Here is a 21,018-nt window from a genome sequence, read left to right as displayed (position 1 = left end):
TTAATTTGGAACTTAAAATACGATTAGTATTCACTTTCATTTCACAGATTCGCTGTCTCCACTAAACACCTCAATCATCATTAATGCCCCCATTCTATAGCCGTGGATAAACGATAATGTTGATTGCAAGGAATTTGAATCACTTTGTAAATCAAACAGCTTTTCGACTTGTTCAAATTCTTCTTCGGAAAAATGCTCTTTAAGCCTTTGTAAAGATTCAGTGATTTTCTGATTGATCTTCTGGAACTCAGGATTGCTAGGCTTAACCAACTCATTTGGGGATAACCTTCCATAATATAAATCCTCCAAAATAATCTTCATTAGTCCTCCTCTATTCGACGGGATGTCTCTTCATGTATAAATTTTATGCGAAAATCGCATAAATATCAATATGCATTTTTCGCATAAAGTAAACTTGGCTTGGGTGATGAACATTGTATAAGAGAATTCGTAATTTACGTGAGGATAAGGACTTAACGCAGCAGCAAATGGCTGAGCTTCTACATATCACACAAGCCACTTATTCCCGCTATGAGAATGGCAACTTGGATGTTCCGAGTGCGGTACTTATCACGTTAGCAAATTTCCACAAAGTCAGTATCGACTATATTCTTGGTCAGACAGACAATCCTAAACGTTCCGCCGGTAAAAAAGAATAACCCGCAACAAATGGGGCTCACCAAAAGCCATGAAATGGCTATTTGGGTGAGCCCCTATTTCTTATTTGTAACACCAATTACTGGTTTATAGCGAATACACCCACTTGCTCTCCAAACTGCCCAATCCACAGCGCTCCGTTACCAATCATAACAGCTATCCAATTGATAACTACTTTATCGACTCTTCGTTCGAATGTCCCGTTAAACTATAAGCATATCATACAAAGAAATGGAAGAATATGACGATTATTAATTCTACTTTCTAACAAAAAAACTCCCACTAAAATAACAGCAGAAGCTTCATTAAATAATTGGTTCACACGAACATCCCACCAATGACACAGGTACGTGTGAATCAACAACTAGCTATACCTAATAGAAAGGAAGATAGGCTTATTGTCACGCTTGGGGATTTCAAAAGCTTCTTCCGACCAAGGGAATCAGTTCACCGGGTTATGAGCGTGTTGCACGTGAGGGAACAATCAATTCGTCTGGACCTTTTGGGAGCGAGATGAAATGGAAACAGCTATTACGAATTCACAACTGTTATTCCCGATGCCTTAATGGCGATAGTATCTTAAAGAAATAGACGACTGTTTACCTTACCGTAGAGAGCAAAAAGACACTAACAGGAGGTTAGTGTCTCTTTTGTATTATGATCTATATGAGTCATGTGTTGGAAGAAATAAGTCTTCCTCAGAACTTCTAACCATTGAGAAGTGTTCGACATTGTAGTGTCCATGTAACGTTTTATTATGATGCTTGATAATTTGTTCTGCACTTAAAACCTCACTGTCCGTTGTAGAATGTCCATCACCGACTAATGTCACATCCAAGTTACTAACAGTAGCACTTCTGACTGCAGTATCGATACAGTGTTGTGTTTTACAACCCATGATGACCACATGTTCAATCTGTTTATCTTTTAAATACTGTAAAAGGCCTGTCCCATGAAAACAATTTGTGGCTAGCTTGTCAAAGATTTGTGTATCCACAGGCAGATTGATTTCATTGTGCACTTGAAAGCCTGCACCTTTTCCCTCAGCTACATCGAGATCCCTTACAAACACAACTTCGACATCGGCTTCTTTTGCCTTTTCAATCACTTTATTAATATTCTGGATAAGCTGCTCTTTATTAAATACCGCATCTTCCGCTTGATTCCCATCCATTAGTTCTTGTTGAGCATCGATGATTAATAATACTTGATTCAAATCATTATCCCCCTTCAGTTTATGACTATTTACCTACCAATCGCTTATCGAGTTTTAATCAACTAAATTCTTATTAATTTATGCTGCCTATTAGTGTAACGAGTGTAGAACTTGAATAGCTGACTGTTCATCTTCAAGAAAGAAAAACTGCTCCCCTTTGTTGCATTCGTAAATAAAATCTTTAAGACTCTTACTGTTATACACTTCGAAATTGCCTAGAACAGCTAACTTAGTATGATAGTTCACGTATTTCTGGAGAATATCACCTGCTAATCTTGTCTTTAATTCGAAAAATTCCTCCGTAATGTTGGATTGGCGAATAATAATTTTATTGCTATCATGAATATGGTTAATGGATGCCATTAAATCCAAAGCATCCTGAACATTTCGGATTAATATCTCGGAACTTTCTATAATGGCTACCTTCGAACCATTTTTCTGATCGATTCTTATATTCATCTTTTGGGCCTCCTGTTAAAAATAATAAGTAATCATCTAAATCGTGAAGCATAAGTAAAATCATAAATAAATGGACCCACCATAGGTGATGGATCAATTACACCCACTAATTCGTTATGTTTAAACACAAAATTATGGACACCCGTGTCTCCGTGCAATAGATATTTTTCGTCAACTTTGGAAATCCCTTCGATTAAAGAATTTACTTTGTGATAATCTTCAATTGGAAGTACACTTCCGAGGTTACTCCTAGCGTCTTCCAAGCTTCGTTCGTTAAATTCACGCCAGGACTCACGTAGATGTCCTAATCTCCCCAGCCTTCTGTTTGATAGGTGATATGGTAATCATTAAGCAAATCTTTAACTAAAAGTGTCATCCAATCTATTTTGAACCCCGATTGTAGTGGGTTGTTCCCAAAATATGAAATACTTTGTGTTGTAATCAATTATTCCATTTTCTCAAAGTAACTTTACTATTTTAAGAATATCCCTCACTAATGTCATCGAGTTTGCTCCAATCTGACTGCGAATGGAGTAATTATACAACACAGGCGTTTTTAAAGACCAGGTATAAGTTAATTAAAACTAAAAGCAACAAAAAAGCCGCCTAATAGGCGGCTTTTTCAAACATACTGCTAATTTTTTATTTGTAACACCTATTACTGGTTTATAGCGAACACACCCACTTGTTCTCCAAACTGGCCTATCCACAGTTCTCCGTTACCAATCATAACACCTTTCCAATTGACAAATACTTTATCGACTTTTTGCACTATTAACGCCTTCTTAACTTTAGCAGTCATGATTTTGTCGTATTTTGCAATAAAATCTTTTTGGGTTTTGATTTCCGTAGTTTTTCCCTTATTATTCACTTTCAAAGGGTACACCATCAAATTGGCGACTTCGGATTTTTTCGCTTCTATAACGTATTTCTGAAGCAAACTGAAGTTATGCTCAAATACGATCGGATTCTTGATGCCAGCGACTTCATATGGATTATTAAAGATATTAACCGCAATAACTCCAATTTTATTGTTTCGTTTACCCATCCACAAATCGCCATATCCAACCATAATCCCTTGATAGTTCACAAACAATTTATCGACTTTTTGGGCGAGCAGATTGTCGCGTACAAGAGAAGTGAAGATGCGATCGTATTTCTTAATAAATTCAGCCTTGCTATAAATCACATAAGTTTTATTGTCTTTGTTTAAATTCATTGGATAGGAGATCAAATCTGCCACTTCTGCTGGTTTGTTATCCTTAACAGCTTTCTGTAATTTGGCAAAATAAGTGGTGAATTCTGCTGGATCGTTTATGCCAGCAATCTCATAAGGATTTTTGCTATCTAAACTCGTTACCGAAGCCGGTGTTGAAGGTTTTGTACTTTGCTCAGCCCAAGCTTGACCGGAAAATGCTGTTAAAAGAATTGAGAAACTCAGAATAATTGCGGCTTTTTTCATGCTAGTGTTTGTCATCATTGATTCCTCCAAATATATTTTATACTCCGAGTATATAACTAAGCTGTGTACAACAAGTGTACATCGCTTAATTATTCATGGACTTATTGGCACCTGCTTCATTATATATTAGAATGATCGGTACATGGGGCCATTACGTGATTATGCTCCATAGAGGATGGGCTTGTTGTCACGCTTGGCGATTTCAAAATCCTCGTCTCCCCAGGAGTACCAACCCACGGGATTGTGCGTGCTGCAATAGATATTGGGACCTTTCATATATTAGTCGATTAGGCTGTTGGCCTTCTTTATTATCACCCATTGAAAGTCAAAAAGACACTAATAATAGGTTAGTGTCTTTTGAATATTCGATTTTTCAAAAATTGCATTAGTGTCTTATATTTAAGTTTTGTCGCTTCCTATTTCTCTAAAGAGATATCCACAAAGTTAAGAGGGATCAGAGTGCGAAACAGGATATTTGGGTTAGCTATTTTACTATTGATATGTATTGCCTTAGGGATGAAAAAACATGGCTTCAGCTATAAAATACCCGCTGGAACAAAAAGTAAATATAACATTGATTTAAAAATGGATCAAAACGGAAATTTTAATGTTACAACTCGCATCAATCTAACAAATCTTTCGAGCGATGACTGATCTGAAGTGATTTTGTATTTCAAAATCACTTCCGCACGAACAGACTCATATTGAAGTAGTATATAGGTTTACTTTGCCCGAACAAGGAACCCGATTTACTAAAAATGGAAGCAATTATTAACTTGCCCAGTGGTACCCAAGCTTTGGTAAAAGTTTCGTCTCCCAAGGGAACCGGTTCACTAGATTGTGTGCGTTTTGCAGCAGGTACGGTGATTTCCTGGGCTAATCTATTGGGTACTTTGTGAGTTGTCATGGGACATCACCTCTTTTGGGTTGGATTTGGGTAAAGTATTGTTTAGGGTTAGTTTACCCAATTTGGTGGGGGAAGGCGCAGGGGAGAACAAGCTATTTCTTCAATAGTGTCATTGTTCTACATTAAATCATGCTAATTAAATTCTGTTACATACTTTGATATGAATTCAAACCAATTCTCCCCTTAGTTTTCATTCAGTTGATCGACATGTTACAACTTTTTTTCGAGCATGAGCAGTTGATGCGGGCCAATATAATTGATAAGATGCAGCTAATAGTAGCAAGCCCCATCCACAACAATACTGAATAGGACATCCATACACTAATCATATCGTAATTATAGTTCAACAGATAAGGCCAGATCACCACCAATACCAACAACAGCATTCTAAAGAGCAGAGTAATACGAGCCCCGATCCTTTTCCTGCGTCTAGCTTTTTCATCTATTATGTTTTGGCTTTTCCCTCCGGCTAGTTTAATTACCTTAAGAGTAATGCCAATAGCGGCTAACAGGACTAAGAACGATGATACCAAATCAATTATTATGTAGCTATCGTCATATTTGAAGGTGTGCATAGGATTCCCATTCATTTGCTCATACCTATTCTGAGCAATCAGCGAGGGTGCCGTTGAGTTCAAATTAGCCAACACGAATACCGCCTCCTGCCGCTCTAAGTCGATAATAACCTGAGAGGAATAATTCGGGTTACTTCCGCTATGACTAATCACCCGATTGACCCGATCATTGCTCCATCCGAAGGAATAGTATTGATTCTTAGCTTCATATCCGACAGTTGGGATGTCAACCTCATGAGATTGTTGAATGGCGTTCTTCAGATCATCTGGTACATCGCTTATTCCCATCTGGGCATTGATCCAGTGCTCCAAATCCTTTATATTCGTTACCAAATATCCCGCAGCAATATTCCCATAATATCTGGGGGCATTATATGCTAAGCTTTTTCCAAAAAACACGCGATAGCCTTGGGTAAGCTGATCCGGCTTCTTTTCCTGTCCTGTTGAAAAATAACTGTCTGTCATCCCCAGCGGAATCAGTATGTGTTGAGTCACATAATCCTGATAGCTTATGCCTGTAACTTGTTCAATAATCATTGCTAAAATATCATAATTAACAGTTGCATACTGATGTTCGGTCCCCGGATATGTATCTAGCGCAATGTTAGAAATCTTATGTATGGTTGTTCCAAGCATTTCCTCAGTAGTGCCTTCATGAATTAACCTGATGCTCCATGACGGAATACCGCTTGTATGAGCCAACAGTTGGTTAATCGAAATCTTAGTCTTCTCTCCATTATAGGTTGGCGCAAACCATGGAAGATAATCTGAAATATAATCAGAATAAGCTAAGCCTCCCTCTTCTTTCAACAAAATTATAGCCAGAGCCGTAAATGCCTTGGTAGTCGAGCCCAATTCAAAGAGAGATTCCTCAGTGACCGGCTTTTCTTGTTCCACATCGGCAAAGCCGTATACCTTAAATTCTGTCTTGCTCTGCTTGGATGATACGATAGCTACGCCTGGAGTCGTTGTTTTGGCCATTATGGATTCCACCATGTTTTGCTCATTATCATAATTCCCTGATGCGAATAAAGTTCCAATCTCATGCCAACAAGCAACAGTAGTGATGAACACGATCAGCAGGATTACACTCCTTTTAATAGTCCCTTTTCTCCTAATTATCATTTTCATTGTCATTCTCCTTTGGATTCGTACATCAAGTTCAAAGTACGCCTCTTCTCAAAACATAGTGCTCTTCTTACCTTTGACGTTCGATTCAACCAATTCCCTGCAAATATACATCGTAGCTTCCAAACAAAAAAAACCGCCCATAATATCAGCAGATAACAAAAATTGATTTACGCGAACATCACATCAATGGCAGGGTAGCTTTAATATTCCTTCATAACCTAAAATTAAGCAAAAATGTGTCGTGCCTTCATTAACATATTTTTCTACTGCACTCGGAGTTATTCCAAACCAGTACCCCACCCACTTGCTTCCATTTTTATAATAGTGATAACATAACGCACTCCAGTATTGACCCTGTTTCTTATTCTGACCAACTCTGAACTGCATTCTACAGCCGCATTTCTCACAGTAGAGTAGCCCCGACTGAGGAAATATATTTCTCCGACTATTGGGATTCATCAGCCTGTTCTTCACTAAACGTTCTACGATGGCATCATGTTCTTCCGGAACAATCTCCACTTGGCCTCACTTAGTTCGCGTTTTTTCATAGGTGATGTATCCGAGATGGATCTCGCTTAGTAACAGCCTTTGCACGGTCACATTGGACCATTCCTTGTCCCGTCAACCAAATAGCCATATGCCCAAGGTTGATCCCACTAAGATACTTATCAACAATTGCCTGATAATATTTGAGGCAGTCACACCTCTACATGGATGTTCATTGAGAAGTCGGCCTCAAATTGACGGCAACGCCGAAAAATGCAGGGAGGTCGGTTATGATCCTACTCTTCCAATACGGTTATCCTCATCAAAAAAAGTCAAACCAGCTACTGTGCGTGTCTCTCTCAAAGGAACAACAAGCTTAGAACTCTTACATAAAAAGTCTGGAACTTTTTTGTCCATATATTTACAAAAATTGATACATATGCTATGTTTTCTTTGAAAGCGCCATCATGAATCGATAGATTGATAAGTTATTCATCATATTCCACATGGAAAGGAAGATGAAAATGAAAACTTTGCTCCAAAAGGCAAGTGCAATGATGCTGGCATTTACCCTGCTGATTGGATGGATGACAGCGCCCGTTCATGCAGACACCGCACTTTTCACGATTGAAAGCGAAAACGCTCAGCTCACCTCCGATCTTCAAGTAGTGACACAAATTTACGGACAACCCAAGCCCGGATTCTCCGGGAGCGGATTTGTCTGGATGCAGAATTCCGGCACATTAACCTTCACCGTGACCGCCCCGGAAGCCAGAATGTATTCGATCTCCACCCAGTATATGCAGGAGCTCAGTCCAGACGGCAGGTCTCAATCTTTAACTGTTAACGGCGTTACCAAGGGTTCGTATATGTTGCCCTACACGAAATCGTGGTCGAAATTCGATTTTGGCTTTCATAAACTGAAGCAAGGAAGCAACACCATTGAGCTGAAGGCCGGTTGGGGATTCGCCTATTTTGACACCTTCACTGTGGATTATGCCGCTCTTGATCCTTTGGATGTGCAGCCTGTCCTCACCGATCCTGAGGCCACACCGGAAACGCAGGCTTTGATGAATTATTTAACAGAGGTTTACGGCAATCATATGATCTCCGGTCAGCAGGAGATTTACGGAGGTGGAAATGACGGCAATTCTGAGTTGGAATTCGATTGGATCCATAATCTAACCGGAGAGTATCCGGCAATCCGCGGCTTCGATCTTATGAACTACAATCCGCTTTACGGCTGGGAGGACGGCACAACCGCTCGGATGATCGATTGGGTGAATAACCGGGGAGGGATCGCGACAAACAGCTGGCATATCACTGTGCCGCGTAATTTCACCACCTATCAGCTCGGGCAGTCTGTAGATTGGAAGGAAGCCACCTACAAGCCGACGGAAACCAATTTTAATACAGCCAATGCGGTGGTTCCCGGTACAAAAGAATATCAATACGTGATGGTGGCCATCAAGGATTTGGCGGAACAGCTGCAGATTCTGCAAAATAACAAGGTGCCGGTGATATTCCGTCCCTTTCATGAGGCAGAGGGCAACGGCGGGTTGAATGGGGAAGGCGCTTGGTTCTGGTGGGCTTCGGCAGGCGCAGAGGTGTACAAGCAGCTGTGGGATCAGCTCTATTCCGAACTTACGGAGACATACGGCTTGCACAACTTGATCTGGACCTACAACAGCTACGTGTACAGCACTTCTCCAGCATGGTATCCCGGTGACGATAAGGTGGATATTGTCGGCTATGATAAATACAATACGATCTACAACCGCTATGACGGTTTGTCCGGCGTACCCAATGAGGATGCCATTACCTCGATTTTCTATCAGCTTGTTGATTTAACCGATGGCACGAAAATGGTGGCCATGACGGAGAACGACACCGTCCCAAGTGTACAGAATCTTACAGAGGAAAAATCGGGATGGCTCTACTTCTGCCCGTGGTATGGTGAGCATCTCATGAGTTCTGCCTTTAATAATCCGGCCACTCTGACAACGCTTTATCAAAGTAATTATGTAATCACCCTGGATGAGCTGCCCGATTTAAAGGTGGACGATCCCACCCTAAGCGCGTCCATCACACCTAGAAACGTCGAATTTGACAAATTTGCGCTGGGTCAAAGCGACACAGCCATAACCATGAATGCTAACGGCAATACATTAACTGCTCTGCGGGCAGGCGCCAATGCATTGACTGTGAACCAGGATTATACCTTGAGCGGAAATACACTGCTGCTGAAAAAAGCATTCCTGGCTGGGCTGACGGTTGGCGAGCATTCGATCGTTTTTGATTTTAATCAAGGGCAAGATCCCGTATTAAAAGTCAAAATTGTCGATTCAACACCGAGCGCTGCGATTTCGCCAGTGAGTGCGGCATTTGATAAAGCGGCGAATCTGCAGCAGGATATTTCCATATCCCTTACCTTAAACGGTCACCTGCTTGCTAGCATAACGAATGGAAATTATACGCTTATACCGGACCAGGATTATACGGCATCAAGCACTGCTATCGTTCTGGGTAAATCCTATCTTTCCACGCTGCCGCTGGGCCAGAGTGCGATAATCTTTCATTTCAGTGGAGGAAATAACGCTGTTCTTACAGTAAATGTAGTGGACAGTAGTGTTCCTGTACCCGCGGGAGTTTTGTCGATCCAAGCCTTTAACGGCAACACGAGTGCTTCCACCAACGGAATTTCACCCAAATTCAAAGTAGTCAACACCGGTGATTCGACGATTCAGTTGAGTGATGTCAAACTCCGGTATTACTATACGATTGACGGGGATAACGCACAGAGTTTCTGGTCCGACTGGGCCAGTATCGGGAGTGAGAAAGTAACCAGCAGCTTTGTTAAACTACCGACTTCAGTTGCCGGAGCCGATTATTATCTGGAAGTTGGCTTTACGAGTTCCGCTGGAACGCTTAATCCCGGCCAGAGTGCAGAAATTCAAGCACGGTTCTCCAAAACCAACTGGTCCAATTACAACCAGACTAACGATTACTCGTTCAAAGCATCCAGCAGTCAGTTCGTAAACAATGAACAGGTTACCGGGTATATGGACGATCAGCTTGTATGGGGGATTGAGCCGTAAGGAGGTAATTAAAATGGGTTGGATCGGGGGGGGGGTAACCCTGCTCCAACCCTTTTTGTTATGTTAGACAAGACAAGGGCGCTATCCCAATCATTGATCCAATGGCAGCACCACTAAACCGTTGATTCACACGAACATCCCACCAATGACAGGTTCAATAGCCGATGGATAAGAAATCAGCTTATTCTCGGACTTAGCTTTGGCAAAAGCTTCGTCTCCCCAAGGAAACCCATTCACTGGATTGTGTGCATGTTGCAATAGATATGGGGACTTATCATTTCTCTTTTATTGTGTTGATTACTGGGTGATCAAATATTCTTCATATAACTTAAGCATCTCATGTCTTTGAATTTTTCCATTCGCCGTTTTTTCAATTTTAGAAACCGGAAGTACTCGGGTTATCTCCAACCCTAAATTCCGGTTTACTACAAACTTCACTTCTTTACTGATTACTGCGAATTCAGTTTCCTTTTCAGTTTCATTCCATTCAATCATGGCAATGATATTTTCCGTTCCCTCTTGGGCGTTAAAATGGCTGAGGCAAACCACCGAACCCTTTTCCACCCTTTGAAGTGACTCAATCACTTGCTCAACATCATTTAGAAAATAGTTTTTCCCATGGATAATAATCATATCTTTCATTCTTCCAGTAACATACAGTTCTCCCTTATATAAAAAACCACAGTCCTTCGTGTCCAACCATCCGGTTTCACTTTTAAGTGGGAAAATCCCCCGTTCACTATAATATCTATCGGCAACACAGTTGCCACAAATCTGTATGTAGCCAATGGTTCCTTCCGGAAGCTTGCGTCCTTCTTCATCGGTTATTAATACTTCGCTGCAAGCATAGAACTTTCCTTGGCTAACCACGATAATATTATTTTCCGATTCTGATATTTTAATGGATTGACCCAATTGATACTGTTCTCTGTCAATACATAATACTTTAATCTCTTCATCGATTTCCGACATGGTTACTACGGATGCCTCTGTTAGTCCATAGCCCGCACATATACTTCTTTTTTTCAAACCGTACTTTTCGAATTTTGAGATAAATTGGTTAATAATGACCATTGAAATAGGTTCTGCCCCAGTTATAAGCATTCTTAAGGACGTTAGATTTAGATGTTTCGTGGTAGTGTCGTCTTCCTCAGCGCTGTCAACACACAGCTTATACCCAAAATTGGGAGAGAAGCTGATTGTAATCTGATATTTACTGATCAATTCCAGCCATAACAATGGATGCTGAACAAAGCTGGTTGAAGACATCAGATACTGATTCACTTGTGAGAAAATAGCCAAAAAATGAAAGATGAGACCCAAAACATGATGCAAAGGCGTCCAGCTCAGCTCACGGTCATCTCTCCTGAATTTCAGTGATTCCGTGACAGCTAATATATTTTCCATTAAATTGTAATTGTTATATGCGATGCCTTTGGGTTGTCCGGTCGTTCCAGACGAGAACAAAATCAATGTTTCATCAAATTTCTCATTCACTTCTACACTGCCTGCTATCTCATCCTCTAAGAAGGACAGGTCATCCATGATTATTTTCTTTCTCCACAGCAAATCAAAGGAGATATTTTGCCGCTTGCTGAATTTACGTAAAAATGAATCATGTTTGTTGCTAATGACAATAGTTGGATTATTCAATGATTTACTTATACTTTGCAGAAAATTCAAATGCTTCTCATTATAACCACAGGCACATGGAACGGGAACAATTCCGCCCAACAGGCAAGCCCATATAAGGATGACAACAGCTTCGTTATCTTCAATCTGGAATAACAAATGCGAACCTTTGCCCATATTCTGGCCCTGTAAGAAATTCAGCATCTTGAGTGCCTTACTGTAAGTCTCACTATAGGAAACATACGTTTCTTTATTATTCGTTATAAAAGTGATGCCTTTATCTTGTACATTTGAGACATCCATGATCAATTGAGAGATGTTCTTCATTGGACAATCCCCATTTCCATTTCAATGCCGCTGTTTAAAGTGTTTACAATATAGCTTACAACTTTATCATTATCTTCTTTGATAAAAAAATGTCCGCCATTAAAATCTTTTATATTGATCTGGCTAGTGAAATAATCCTGCCATCCGGATTTATTTAGCGGATTTATAGAAGTATCTAAATTCCCATTCATAACGGATACTTTTGTGTTTTCAAAACAGTATTCTTTCTTATGATCATATTTATCTATCAATTTGTAATCATTTTGAATAATTGAAATATATTCAGCAAGAAAATCAGGGTACTTGGATAACTCTTCTGGGATCCCTCCCATATTCTTGATCCGGTTAATGAAGATTTCAAGGGGCAACTCACTCATAGGATCTAAAACAGTATATTTGGGAGCACCTTCTCCAGAAAAGAATACATGAACAGGCAATTGAATTTGTCTGCGGTAATGTATTTGATGCAATACTTCGAGAAGTATGATCGCTCCCATACTATGACCCAAAATTGCGTATGGACAGTCGTCCAAATGACTTGCACGTAAAATATTATAGATGTCTATTGAAGCATCTTCGATCGAGTTGTACATCGGCTCATCCGACCGGCTGCCTTTGCCAGCCAGCTCTAAGGGACACACTTCTATGTCTGATCGCTCTTTCATCTTTAATTTCCATTCATTGAAGTAACAGGCCAGCCCTCCGGCATGAGGTATACAGAATAATTTCAGTTTAATCAAAACGTTCTCCCCCCATCAAAAGTCAAAAAGTATTTCATCCGTATCGAACTCTGATGCTCCTTCGCCGTCTCCGAAATGAAGATAATCGTTAACCGCCAGTCTCCGTTTGGCCTCATCCTGGAGGGCATCAATAACCTTATGAAGTAGCAACACTGCTTGTTCCACTTCCTCTTGGGAATAGCAACTATTCTTATAAATTATTCTTAATTGCAAAGTATCCTTAACAGGTGTTGCTTCAAACGATAGATCATAATTCGACTGGTGATGAAAATACACTTGATAGTCTTCTAAACGATGGGTTGCTGAGTCGCTGGCAGCAGTCATATTTTGATAGATAAACAGGGTGTGAATATAACTTTCCTGATAACCATTTTGTTGGTTCAGAAATTGAATGAACTCATCGAATGGATAGTCCTGATTCTGAAAGGCTTCAAGCGAATGTTGCTTGACCTGTTGGAGTACTTCCACAAACGAGTCATTTGATTGTATTTGATTTCTTAGAGCAAGTGTATTAATAAAAGGACCTATTACCCCTTCCGAGGGCGTGTGTTCTCTGCCGCTAATCGGAACGCCCACTGTCACATCCTGGTTATTGCTTATCTTGGATAGTACAATCATAAATACAGCAAGCAATACATTAAACATGCTGGCCTTTTGTGCTACTGAGATCCCTTTTAGAATGGAATATTCTTTTTCTGTAATCCGGTCATTATACAGCGTTGCCTGAACATCATGATCCCCAGAACTCCCGTTTTTACGGTGGGGCTTTGGAAGGGGCTGTTCAAACCGCTTCATCCAATACATTTTTTGATCCTGCGCGGCTTGACTCTTATTGAAATCCTTTTGCCATACTACATAGTCAATGTAGTCCTTATCCAGAGCCGTTAGGGTTCCATTATGGTATAGACACTGTATTTCTTTCATTAAGATAGCGTTAGATGTTCCGTCCGTCACAATATGATGCAGATCAAAAATTACAGTATGCGTTCCGTCTCCAGCCTCCATAATAATCACTTTGTATAACGGAGGTACTGACAGATTATAAGGCCGAATCAGCTCGCTGATGATAGTCTCCAAGGTTCGTCCATCCGGTTGTAACGTGATCATCTCTACTTCCAGGTCATTCAGCTTTTGATAAACCTCACCATTCATTAAAAAGAAGGATGATTTTAAGATCGCATGGCGTGTTATCGTGCGCTTAATCGCGTTACGGAGCTTTTGCAGATCTAGTTCTGCACTTATTTTCCACACCATTGTAATATTATTCACAAGAGAAGCCGTATCCTTTAACTGCTCTATAAACATTCTCTTCTGGGTCGATGAAACAGGGTAGTTTGTAAGGGTGGGCTTCCGCAGTTTTGCATGCTTAGATTCCAACAATTCTGCAAACCGGCCAAAACTGCTATGGCTCAAGACCTCATTGACCTCCAAACCAAGCTCATATTCTGTTCTGGCCAGGTTCGCGATCTGAATAGCCAGAATTGAATCCCCTCCCAACTCAAAGTAATCATGATTTATAGAGATCTCTTTACAGTCCAACGTCTTTCCCCAAAGAAATGCCGCTTCCCGCTCATAGTCTGTATAATCATCATCATTCTTTCCAGTCAGATGGATACTGAGGCTGCTCTTGAACTCCTGAATATAAGGAACCTTCAACCAGCAACGATTCTTCTCAAAGCTATACGTTGGGATGCTAACCTTGTTGCAATCCAGAAACAACGGCTTGGATATCGAACCTCCCCTAGCATAAAATGAGCAAGCATTGTTAACATCGCTCTGGCTCTGATCCTTAATAATATTTTCACTATAATAAAATCCTTTATTCATGGGGTAGCCTTGTACATCATCCAGTAATGTATGTAGCTTCATGATCATATCGTCCTTACTATTTGTATAAAAAGAAATCCGATAATCATAAGCATCTTTGAGCGAGGCTGAGTAACAAATGTCACCAAGTCTATGTTCCGGCTCTTCCAACATGAATTTGTAATACTTCAGAATCATCTCTTGCAAAGACTTCATACTCTTGGCAGAAAGGAACATGGGATACTCCTGGATGCTGCTTTCGACCGCCCGGGTCTGTTCATAGTTCTCCAATACTATGTGACAATTGGTTCCGCTAAAACCAAAAGAACTGAGCCCGCAAAGAATACTTTTAAGATTCTTATCTAGTTTCCGACTGGAATCCACTACATATAAAGGAGAATTCTCAAAATCAATTTGTGGATTAGGGCTCTGATAATTGATCATTGCCGGTATTTCTTTATATTTGTAGATCGACAGGATTTTAGCCAAAGACACCAGACCTGAAGTATCATAGGCATGGCCTAGGTTTGTTTTAATGGAACCAACTCCGCAAAAATTTTTATGATCCGTATAATCATGAAATGCCTGATTAATCGCATCAATCTCAATAGGATCACCAAGCTTGGTGCCCGTACCATGTGCCTCGATATAGGTCAGATTCGGCGGATAAATCCCTGCGTTTTTCCAGGCTTTTTGGATGACCTCTTTTTGAGAAGTACCGTTTGGGGCAGTCAAGCCAATTGAATTGCCATCCTGGTTCACTGCATAACCTTTTATCACCCCATAGATATGCTTTCTATTGATAATAGCTTCATTAAGAGGAGCCAAGACCACGGATATCGCCGCTTCACAAACACCTGTACCATCAGATCGGGCATCAAAAGTTCTGGTTCTACCATCAGAAGACTCCATCCCTAAGCGAAGCCCGTTATCAACCGGAAATGGATAGACTCTCACTCCTCCTACTACAGCCAGATCACATTGGCCATCTTTTATAGATTGGCATGCCTGCACAATAGCAACCATGGACGATGAACAAGCGGTATCTAGGACCATACTGGGACCTTTTAAATCAAATATATAAGAAAGTCTGCTTGGCAGAAGCGCTGGCAAGTTACCTGTTACAGCGTTGAGAACGGTGGAAGGAAAAACTTTCTCATACATCTCACTATACTTATACTCACCCAGATTACTGTTTCCCGCAAATACTCCTGTATTGCTGCCCTTTATCTCCTTGCTGTTATAGCCGGCATCCTCAATTGCGCTCCATGCACTTTGCAAAAAAAGACGCTGCTTAGGGTCCATAGCACATGCTTCAGCATATGAAATTTTGAAGAAGTTATAATCAAAGCTGTCGATTTCGTTTAAATATCCGTATTTATGTATTTCAGGGTCTATATCACTTATAAATTTTTGATATCTTAAAATATCATTTTTTCTCTTCTCCGGAATATCATCTACAACTTCAGTCTCGTTCATTAATAATTCCCACAGCTCATTTAAATTCTCTACCTGAGGCAGCTTGATGGACAATCCAATGATCGCAATCTCATTTGAATGTATTGTTTTCTCCTCAATATTTATGGGTTCAAGATCATCTAATTCTAGAATATTCATACTACTGCCTCCTCACTTTTTACATCTTTGTCCGATTCCTTTGTAGAGAAATCCAATATTCTCCTTCTATCCTCCGGGTTATCATAGGACCAGACTTCCATGTTGCCCTTTTCGCTGCGCAGCATTTTCTTTAGTGTTTCTTTCGGACCCAGCTCAAAAATATGAGTAATACCGTGCTGCTGAAAATACTGAATGGTCGCCCCCCAGCGTACGGGGTTTGTGATTTGCTCTGCCAGGATTGCCCCTGTCCGGTAAGGGAGATACGGTCTTGCGTATACATTAGAAATCACTTGTGTGTGCATTTGTTTATATGGATATTGGGTCAACTCTTTATACAGCATATTCGCAGCATGTGCCATCAAAGAGTTGTGAAATGCTCCGCTTACATTAAGTTTAGTTACAGCTATATTCTCTAATTTTAATTCTTGAATGAATTTATTGATTTCGGAACACTCTCCCGAGACCGTTGCTTGATTAACCGAGTTATAACACGCAATCGTAACCGTATTATTCGTTTGATGAATCAGATTTTCCAATTGCATCACAGGGAAATGATTCACACTCCACATCTCCCCTTGAATCTTCTTGCTGCAAATGTCCATTAAGTGAGCCCTTTTTTTAATGATCGCCAAAGCATCCTCGAAGGGTATGGCACCACTGCAGCATAGAGCAGCATATTCACCTAAACTATGCCCTGCCATGAAGACAGGATATATACCTGTTTCATGTCTAAAGACTTTATAGAACGAGATATTTGTTAAAAAGACTGCTACCTGAGTGTATAGAGTGTTGTTTAAATCATACTCTCCTTCCTCAAAGCAAATATCTTTAATCGGTATGCCCAGAATATCTTCAGCATTCTCAAACAGCTCTTTAATAAATCCATACTCATGATAGAGTTCACTGCCCATTCCTACATATTGAGAAGATTGCCCTGGGAAAATCACTGAACACTTATCCATGTATTTCCCTCCCCTTCATTTCGTGCTTGACACTAAGATCTTAAACATTTTTCCGGCAAATCTTTTCCCCAATTCCTCATTCCATTGTCTGCCCAACTGGATATTGCATCTAAGCTCTTTGCTTTGTTTCATGCTATATCCTAGCGCAAAACCGAATTTTTCGATGTCTTTAGGATATAATGCATGATCATCCAGATTAAAAACAACGGGTAAGAAAGCGTCTTTGGGACAAGCTTGCGCGCTGTCTGCCGGATAGCTTACTTTCCCTGTGGGTTGAAGCTGGCTGCTAACCTTGTTCAGCAATGACGTATAGTCTTTAATTCTATCAAAGTGAATTCCCACTTCTGAAAAGCTTTTGCGTTTTGCGTCATGATAGTAAACATAAGATACGGCAGGTGTAAATTCATCAGAAATAAAATATACAAATGCTGAAACGATAAGACATTCAATGGATATCTTCGATTTGGATATAAAATCCTTAAGTCCTACAAACGGATCGCCAGCAACGGAAAATTCATAAATCTTATACTCATTGGTTGGTTTCTCGTTCATCAGATAGCTGGCAGGAATGTGAACTGACTTCATTGTTAGCGAAGAGTGTCCCTTCGACTCCATAAAACCGGCCAGCTTATGAATCGTAGTATATTTGAAAATATCCACGACCTTTAATTGATTCGGGTATATCTTCTCAATCCTGTTGAACATCTCCATGACTAATACAGAGTTGCCTCCAATATCAAAAAAGTTATCCTCTACTCCGATCTGGCTAACTCCCAGCAGTTCCTTCCAGACTTCAACCAATGTATTCTCGACATCATTGGAGGGAGCTTTATATCTACCCTCATTGGCTGAATTTTGGGTATAGGCTTCAGCCAAGTCTATGAGCTTCTTCCGGTCTCTTTTTCCATTTCCGGTAATTGGAATTTCATTTATTTGCATAATTTTGTTAGGAATCATGTAGTCTGGCAATCTTTCTTCAAGGGAGACCACAATTGATTTAACAGACAGCTTGGATTCACTAACAAAATAACCGTATAATGCATCCATCCCTCTACTATCAGGGGCACAAATAACGACTGCGCTCTTGATGTCCGGTATGGCAAGCAGTCCCTTTTCAATCTCTTCTAGTTCTACTCGATACCCTCTAATTTTGATCTGAAAATCATTTCTCCCTTGAAACTCTATGTAGCCGGCTTCAGTCATAGTTCCCAAATCACCTGTTTTATACAGTTTTCCATATCTTTCATGATTTATGAAGGACTCTTGCATCTTAGCTGGATTGAATAAATATTCCTTCGCAAGTCCAGTTCCTCCAATGTACAGATCACCCTTTACGCCAATCGGGCACAGCTCTTCTTCATAATTGAGCACATAGTAGGATTGGTTGCTTAGAGGGTAACCATAAGGAATGCTGTTCCACTTGCTATCCACTTCTTCAACGGGAAAATATATAGACCATATGGCAGCCTCGGTCGCTCCCCCCAGACTAATCACTTTACAGTCATAGAATATAGACTTGATACGTTCCGGCAAGTTAAGCGGTATCCAATCACCACTCAACAGTACAAGCCTCAGATTGGGCAGAAGATCAAAATCCATGATTTCATCGACTATTGTCTCCGAATATTTCACGAGCATCTCCATGATCATTGGAACTGAATTCCAGATTGTAATATGTTTCTCCAGAATCACTTCCCGGATTGTTTTTGAGTCTCTTTGATCATCAATCAACACTAATGAAGCACCAGCAGATAATGTGCCAAAGATGTCATATACCGATAAATCAAAAGATAAATTGGAAAGACCAATCACAATATCATGTTCATTCACCTGAAACCTATCATTCATATCCAAGATCGTATTCACAACGGCTTGATGTGAAATAACAACCCCTTTGGGCCTGCCGGTACTTCCCGAAGTATAAATAACATAAGCAGTATCATCAGAACAGATCCGGCTATCCAGATTTTCTGGATATAATTGTTGAATGGAATCCCTTATCATATCAGTTGTTATAAGAAGTTTATATTGGGATTCTTCCTGAATCCAGCATCTTCGTTGTTCAGGGATATCCGGAGAAAGTGGTATGTAAGCAGCACCCGCCTTAAGAATTCCGAGGATTCCGATGATAACTTCAATCGTTCTTTCGCCATGAACCGCCACATAATCCCCGGCCTGTATTCCTTCACTTCTCAAGTACTGCGCAAACTTTCCTGCTTGAACTTCTAAATCACTGTACGTTAGCTTTTCATTCCCTTTTTCAATAGCTACTCGATCAGGCCGTAAGGCTACTTGTTTATTAAATAAAGAAATTAGAGTCTCATTCCCGACTATCTGCGATGTGCTATTATACGCTTCAATGGTTGTCTCCAAAACATGATCTTGAATAGCTTGATCAGAAACAACAGAACGAATCAAGCAGGTATAGTCCTCGAACATCGAACAGATCAGTTTCTTATCAAACAATTCCGCTACATAATCCCAGTTCAGCAATATTCCTTCATCCACTTCAAGTACTTGATGATCCAGTGTAACCTGAGGAGTCTGCGAGGTGTAATATTCAACCTTCCCCAAGACATCCAAGCTGTTTTTGTCCTTGTCAAACAGCATGCTTGTAAAAACTACCGGAGCAAAAATATCATTCCGGTTAATAATGTTTTTTCTAGAAAGCTCCCCTACAATGTCTAAACCGTCAAATTTGCTATGTTTTAAATCCTGCAGAAATACAGCTTGAAATTCCGCTGCCTTTTCCCAAAAGGATTGCTTTTTATGATTCTGAAAGGATACTAGCAGAAGAGAAGTGAAATCTCCAATAATAGTTTCGATGTTCTCTTTAGCGATATCTCTGCTGAAAAACGTTGTATTTATGGTTAGCTTATCCTGATTGCTCCATTTAGAGAGTGTTATGGCATAACATGTCATAAGAAATATAGTAGGTCTAATTCGATGCGCACTGCATGCTTTCAAGATATCCTTCCATTGATTCGCAGGAAGAACTTTATGTATATTGTTAAACGTAGGAATTTCAACGTTCTGTATTTTTGTTAGATAAGGTAATTGCGGTGCTGGGGAAATGCTATCCAGCTTTGCGAGCCAATAGCTTTTATCCATTTCTTTTTCACTTCTATAATCGATGTTTGCAATTTCTGTATAGGTAACGGGAAGATCGGGTAAGATTTGTCCTGAATACAGCTGCAGTATTTCTTCAAACATTATTTGAATGCTTAATCCATCAGCGATAAGAGCATCAATATCAAATAGAATATACGTTTCTTCAGAATTTATCTTGATAGCCTCAAAAGCAAACAATGGCCATTGTGCAGGATCAAAGTTTCTATGCTCACGACAAGCCCTCTCTTGAAGAATGAATTTATGCTGTTCTTCTTTTCCCAGGTCAGATAAATCATGAACAAGCATTTCATAGTTCAAATTTGAGGAGGGAATGATCTCTGCAGTTCCATTATCCCCAAAAATACAGCGCAGCATTTCCTGGCGTTCGATTTCTTGTTGAATAGCCCAATTCAGGTGATTCAGATCCAGTCTGGTAGTAAACTCTATATAAATATGTGTCGAAATCCCCCCCAGATCGAACTCTTTATTTCTGCCCGTAAGATAGGCCAACTGGACATTGGTTAAGCGTGGGGAATGGACGCCTCCGGAAATTGCCGTTTCTGGCCGGATAATGGGTACAGAATCTGCATCTGTCAAGAAGTCTGCAATATCCTCAATACTCTCACATTCTATGAAATCAGCAATATCCATTTTTTTATTATGCAATCTCTCGATTTCTCCTACTATTTGTATGATTTTCAGAGAGGAAATATTTAATTCAAACAGACTTGTTCCCTTGGAGAGATTAATCTCCTCCGTGATGTACTTTTGAATAATCTCGCATAAATTAAGGATAACTTCATCTTTCATTGTATAGGTCATTCCTTTCACT

General features: G+C 40.2%; 16 protein-coding genes and 1 pseudogene. 2 read left to right on the top strand and 15 right to left on the bottom strand.

Annotated elements, in window-relative coordinates; translation table 11 throughout:
• Positions 1-36: 36 nt before the first annotated feature.
• Positions 37-321: a DUF6809 family protein gene (locus GJB61_RS29920; RefSeq protein WP_154122675.1), complete on the bottom strand. Its 285-nt coding sequence runs from the start codon at positions 319-321 to the stop codon at positions 37-39.
• A 113-nt stretch (positions 322-434) separates the two neighbouring features.
• Between GJB61_RS29920 and GJB61_RS29915 the strand changes: the two genes are divergently transcribed.
• Complete coding sequence (locus GJB61_RS29915) at positions 435-659, top strand: helix-turn-helix domain-containing protein (protein ID WP_154122674.1); 225 nt, start codon at positions 435-437, stop codon at positions 657-659.
• Positions 660-1,312: 653 nt separating this feature from the next.
• Here GJB61_RS29915 and GJB61_RS29905 read toward each other — a convergent pair.
• The 8 genes from GJB61_RS29905 to GJB61_RS32665 form a co-directional block, all read right to left on the bottom strand.
• Positions 1,313-1,873, bottom strand: a complete 561-nt coding sequence (locus tag GJB61_RS29905; protein ID WP_154122673.1) for an isochorismatase family protein — start codon at positions 1,871-1,873, stop codon at positions 1,313-1,315.
• 90 nt (positions 1,874-1,963) lie between these two features.
• Positions 1,964-2,332 (bottom strand): DUF4180 domain-containing protein, encoded by a 369-nt coding sequence (locus tag GJB61_RS29900; RefSeq protein ID WP_154122672.1) that lies wholly within the window; start codon positions 2,330-2,332, stop codon positions 1,964-1,966.
• 32 nt (positions 2,333-2,364) lie between these two features.
• The gene (locus tag GJB61_RS32050) at positions 2,365-2,460 is read right to left on the bottom strand and encodes a hypothetical protein (RefSeq protein ID WP_338116197.1); all 96 of its coding nucleotides are present in this window, start codon (positions 2,458-2,460) and stop codon (positions 2,365-2,367) included.
• A gap of 530 nt (positions 2,461-2,990) precedes the next feature.
• Positions 2,991-3,794: a hypothetical protein gene (locus GJB61_RS29890; RefSeq protein ID WP_229522529.1), complete on the bottom strand. Its 804-nt coding sequence runs from the start codon at positions 3,792-3,794 to the stop codon at positions 2,991-2,993.
• Between the two features lie 159 nt (positions 3,795-3,953).
• Positions 3,954-4,070, bottom strand: coding sequence for a DUF255 domain-containing protein (locus tag GJB61_RS29885; protein WP_229522528.1), 117 nt, complete (start codon positions 4,068-4,070; stop codon positions 3,954-3,956).
• 403 nt (positions 4,071-4,473) lie between these two features.
• Positions 4,474-4,701 (bottom strand): hypothetical protein, encoded by a 228-nt coding sequence (locus GJB61_RS32045; protein WP_229522527.1) that lies wholly within the window; start codon positions 4,699-4,701, stop codon positions 4,474-4,476.
• Positions 4,702-4,895: 194 nt separating this feature from the next.
• Positions 4,896-6,407, bottom strand: a complete 1,512-nt coding sequence (locus tag GJB61_RS29875; RefSeq protein ID WP_195724524.1) for a serine hydrolase domain-containing protein — start codon at positions 6,405-6,407, stop codon at positions 4,896-4,898.
• Positions 6,408-6,590: 183 nt separating this feature from the next.
• On the bottom strand, positions 6,591-6,866 hold the full coding sequence (locus GJB61_RS32665) for a recombinase zinc ribbon domain-containing protein (protein ID WP_420819784.1): 276 nt from the start codon (positions 6,864-6,866) through the stop codon (positions 6,591-6,593).
• 551 nt (positions 6,867-7,417) lie between these two features.
• Here GJB61_RS32665 and GJB61_RS29870 point away from each other — a divergent pair.
• Positions 7,418-9,991 carry a glycosyl hydrolase gene (locus GJB61_RS29870; protein WP_154122670.1) on the top strand — a complete coding sequence of 858 codons (2,574 nt, stop codon included), beginning with the start codon at positions 7,418-7,420 and terminating at the stop codon, positions 9,989-9,991.
• Positions 9,992-10,130: 139 nt separating this feature from the next.
• Here the strand turns inward: GJB61_RS29870 and GJB61_RS29865 are convergent.
• From GJB61_RS29865 to GJB61_RS29840, 6 genes and pseudogenes are all read right to left on the bottom strand, one after another.
• Positions 10,131-10,249: pseudogene (locus GJB61_RS29865) on the bottom strand (DUF255 domain-containing protein); the annotation flags it as partial.
• Between the two features lie 39 nt (positions 10,250-10,288).
• Positions 10,289-11,950, bottom strand: coding sequence for an AMP-binding protein (locus GJB61_RS29860; protein ID WP_154122669.1), 1,662 nt, complete (start codon positions 11,948-11,950; stop codon positions 10,289-10,291).
• Complete coding sequence (locus tag GJB61_RS29855) at positions 11,947-12,690, bottom strand: thioesterase II family protein (protein WP_154122668.1); 744 nt, start codon at positions 12,688-12,690, stop codon at positions 11,947-11,949. Before GJB61_RS29855 ends, GJB61_RS29860 begins: the two co-directional genes overlap by 4 nt.
• Positions 12,691-12,705: 15 nt before the next feature.
• The gene (locus GJB61_RS29850; protein ID WP_154122667.1) at positions 12,706-16,113 is read right to left on the bottom strand and encodes a condensation domain-containing protein; all 3,408 of its coding nucleotides are present in this window, start codon (positions 16,111-16,113) and stop codon (positions 12,706-12,708) included.
• Positions 16,110-17,075 (bottom strand): ACP S-malonyltransferase, encoded by a 966-nt coding sequence (locus GJB61_RS29845; RefSeq protein ID WP_154122666.1) that lies wholly within the window; start codon positions 17,073-17,075, stop codon positions 16,110-16,112. Before GJB61_RS29845 ends, GJB61_RS29850 begins: the two co-directional genes overlap by 4 nt.
• Before the next feature lie 15 nt (positions 17,076-17,090).
• A complete protein-coding gene (locus tag GJB61_RS29840; protein ID WP_154122665.1) occupies positions 17,091-21,008 on the bottom strand; it encodes a non-ribosomal peptide synthetase in 3,918 nt (1,305 codons plus the stop codon).
• Positions 21,009-21,018 lie beyond the last annotated feature (10 nt).

Source organism: Paenibacillus monticola (genome assembly GCF_009664975.1).
In the GTDB taxonomy this organism is placed as follows: Bacteria; Bacillota; Bacilli; order Paenibacillales; family Paenibacillaceae; genus Paenibacillus_AQ; species Paenibacillus_AQ monticola.
This window is presented reverse-complemented; position numbering and strand designations above follow the sequence as displayed.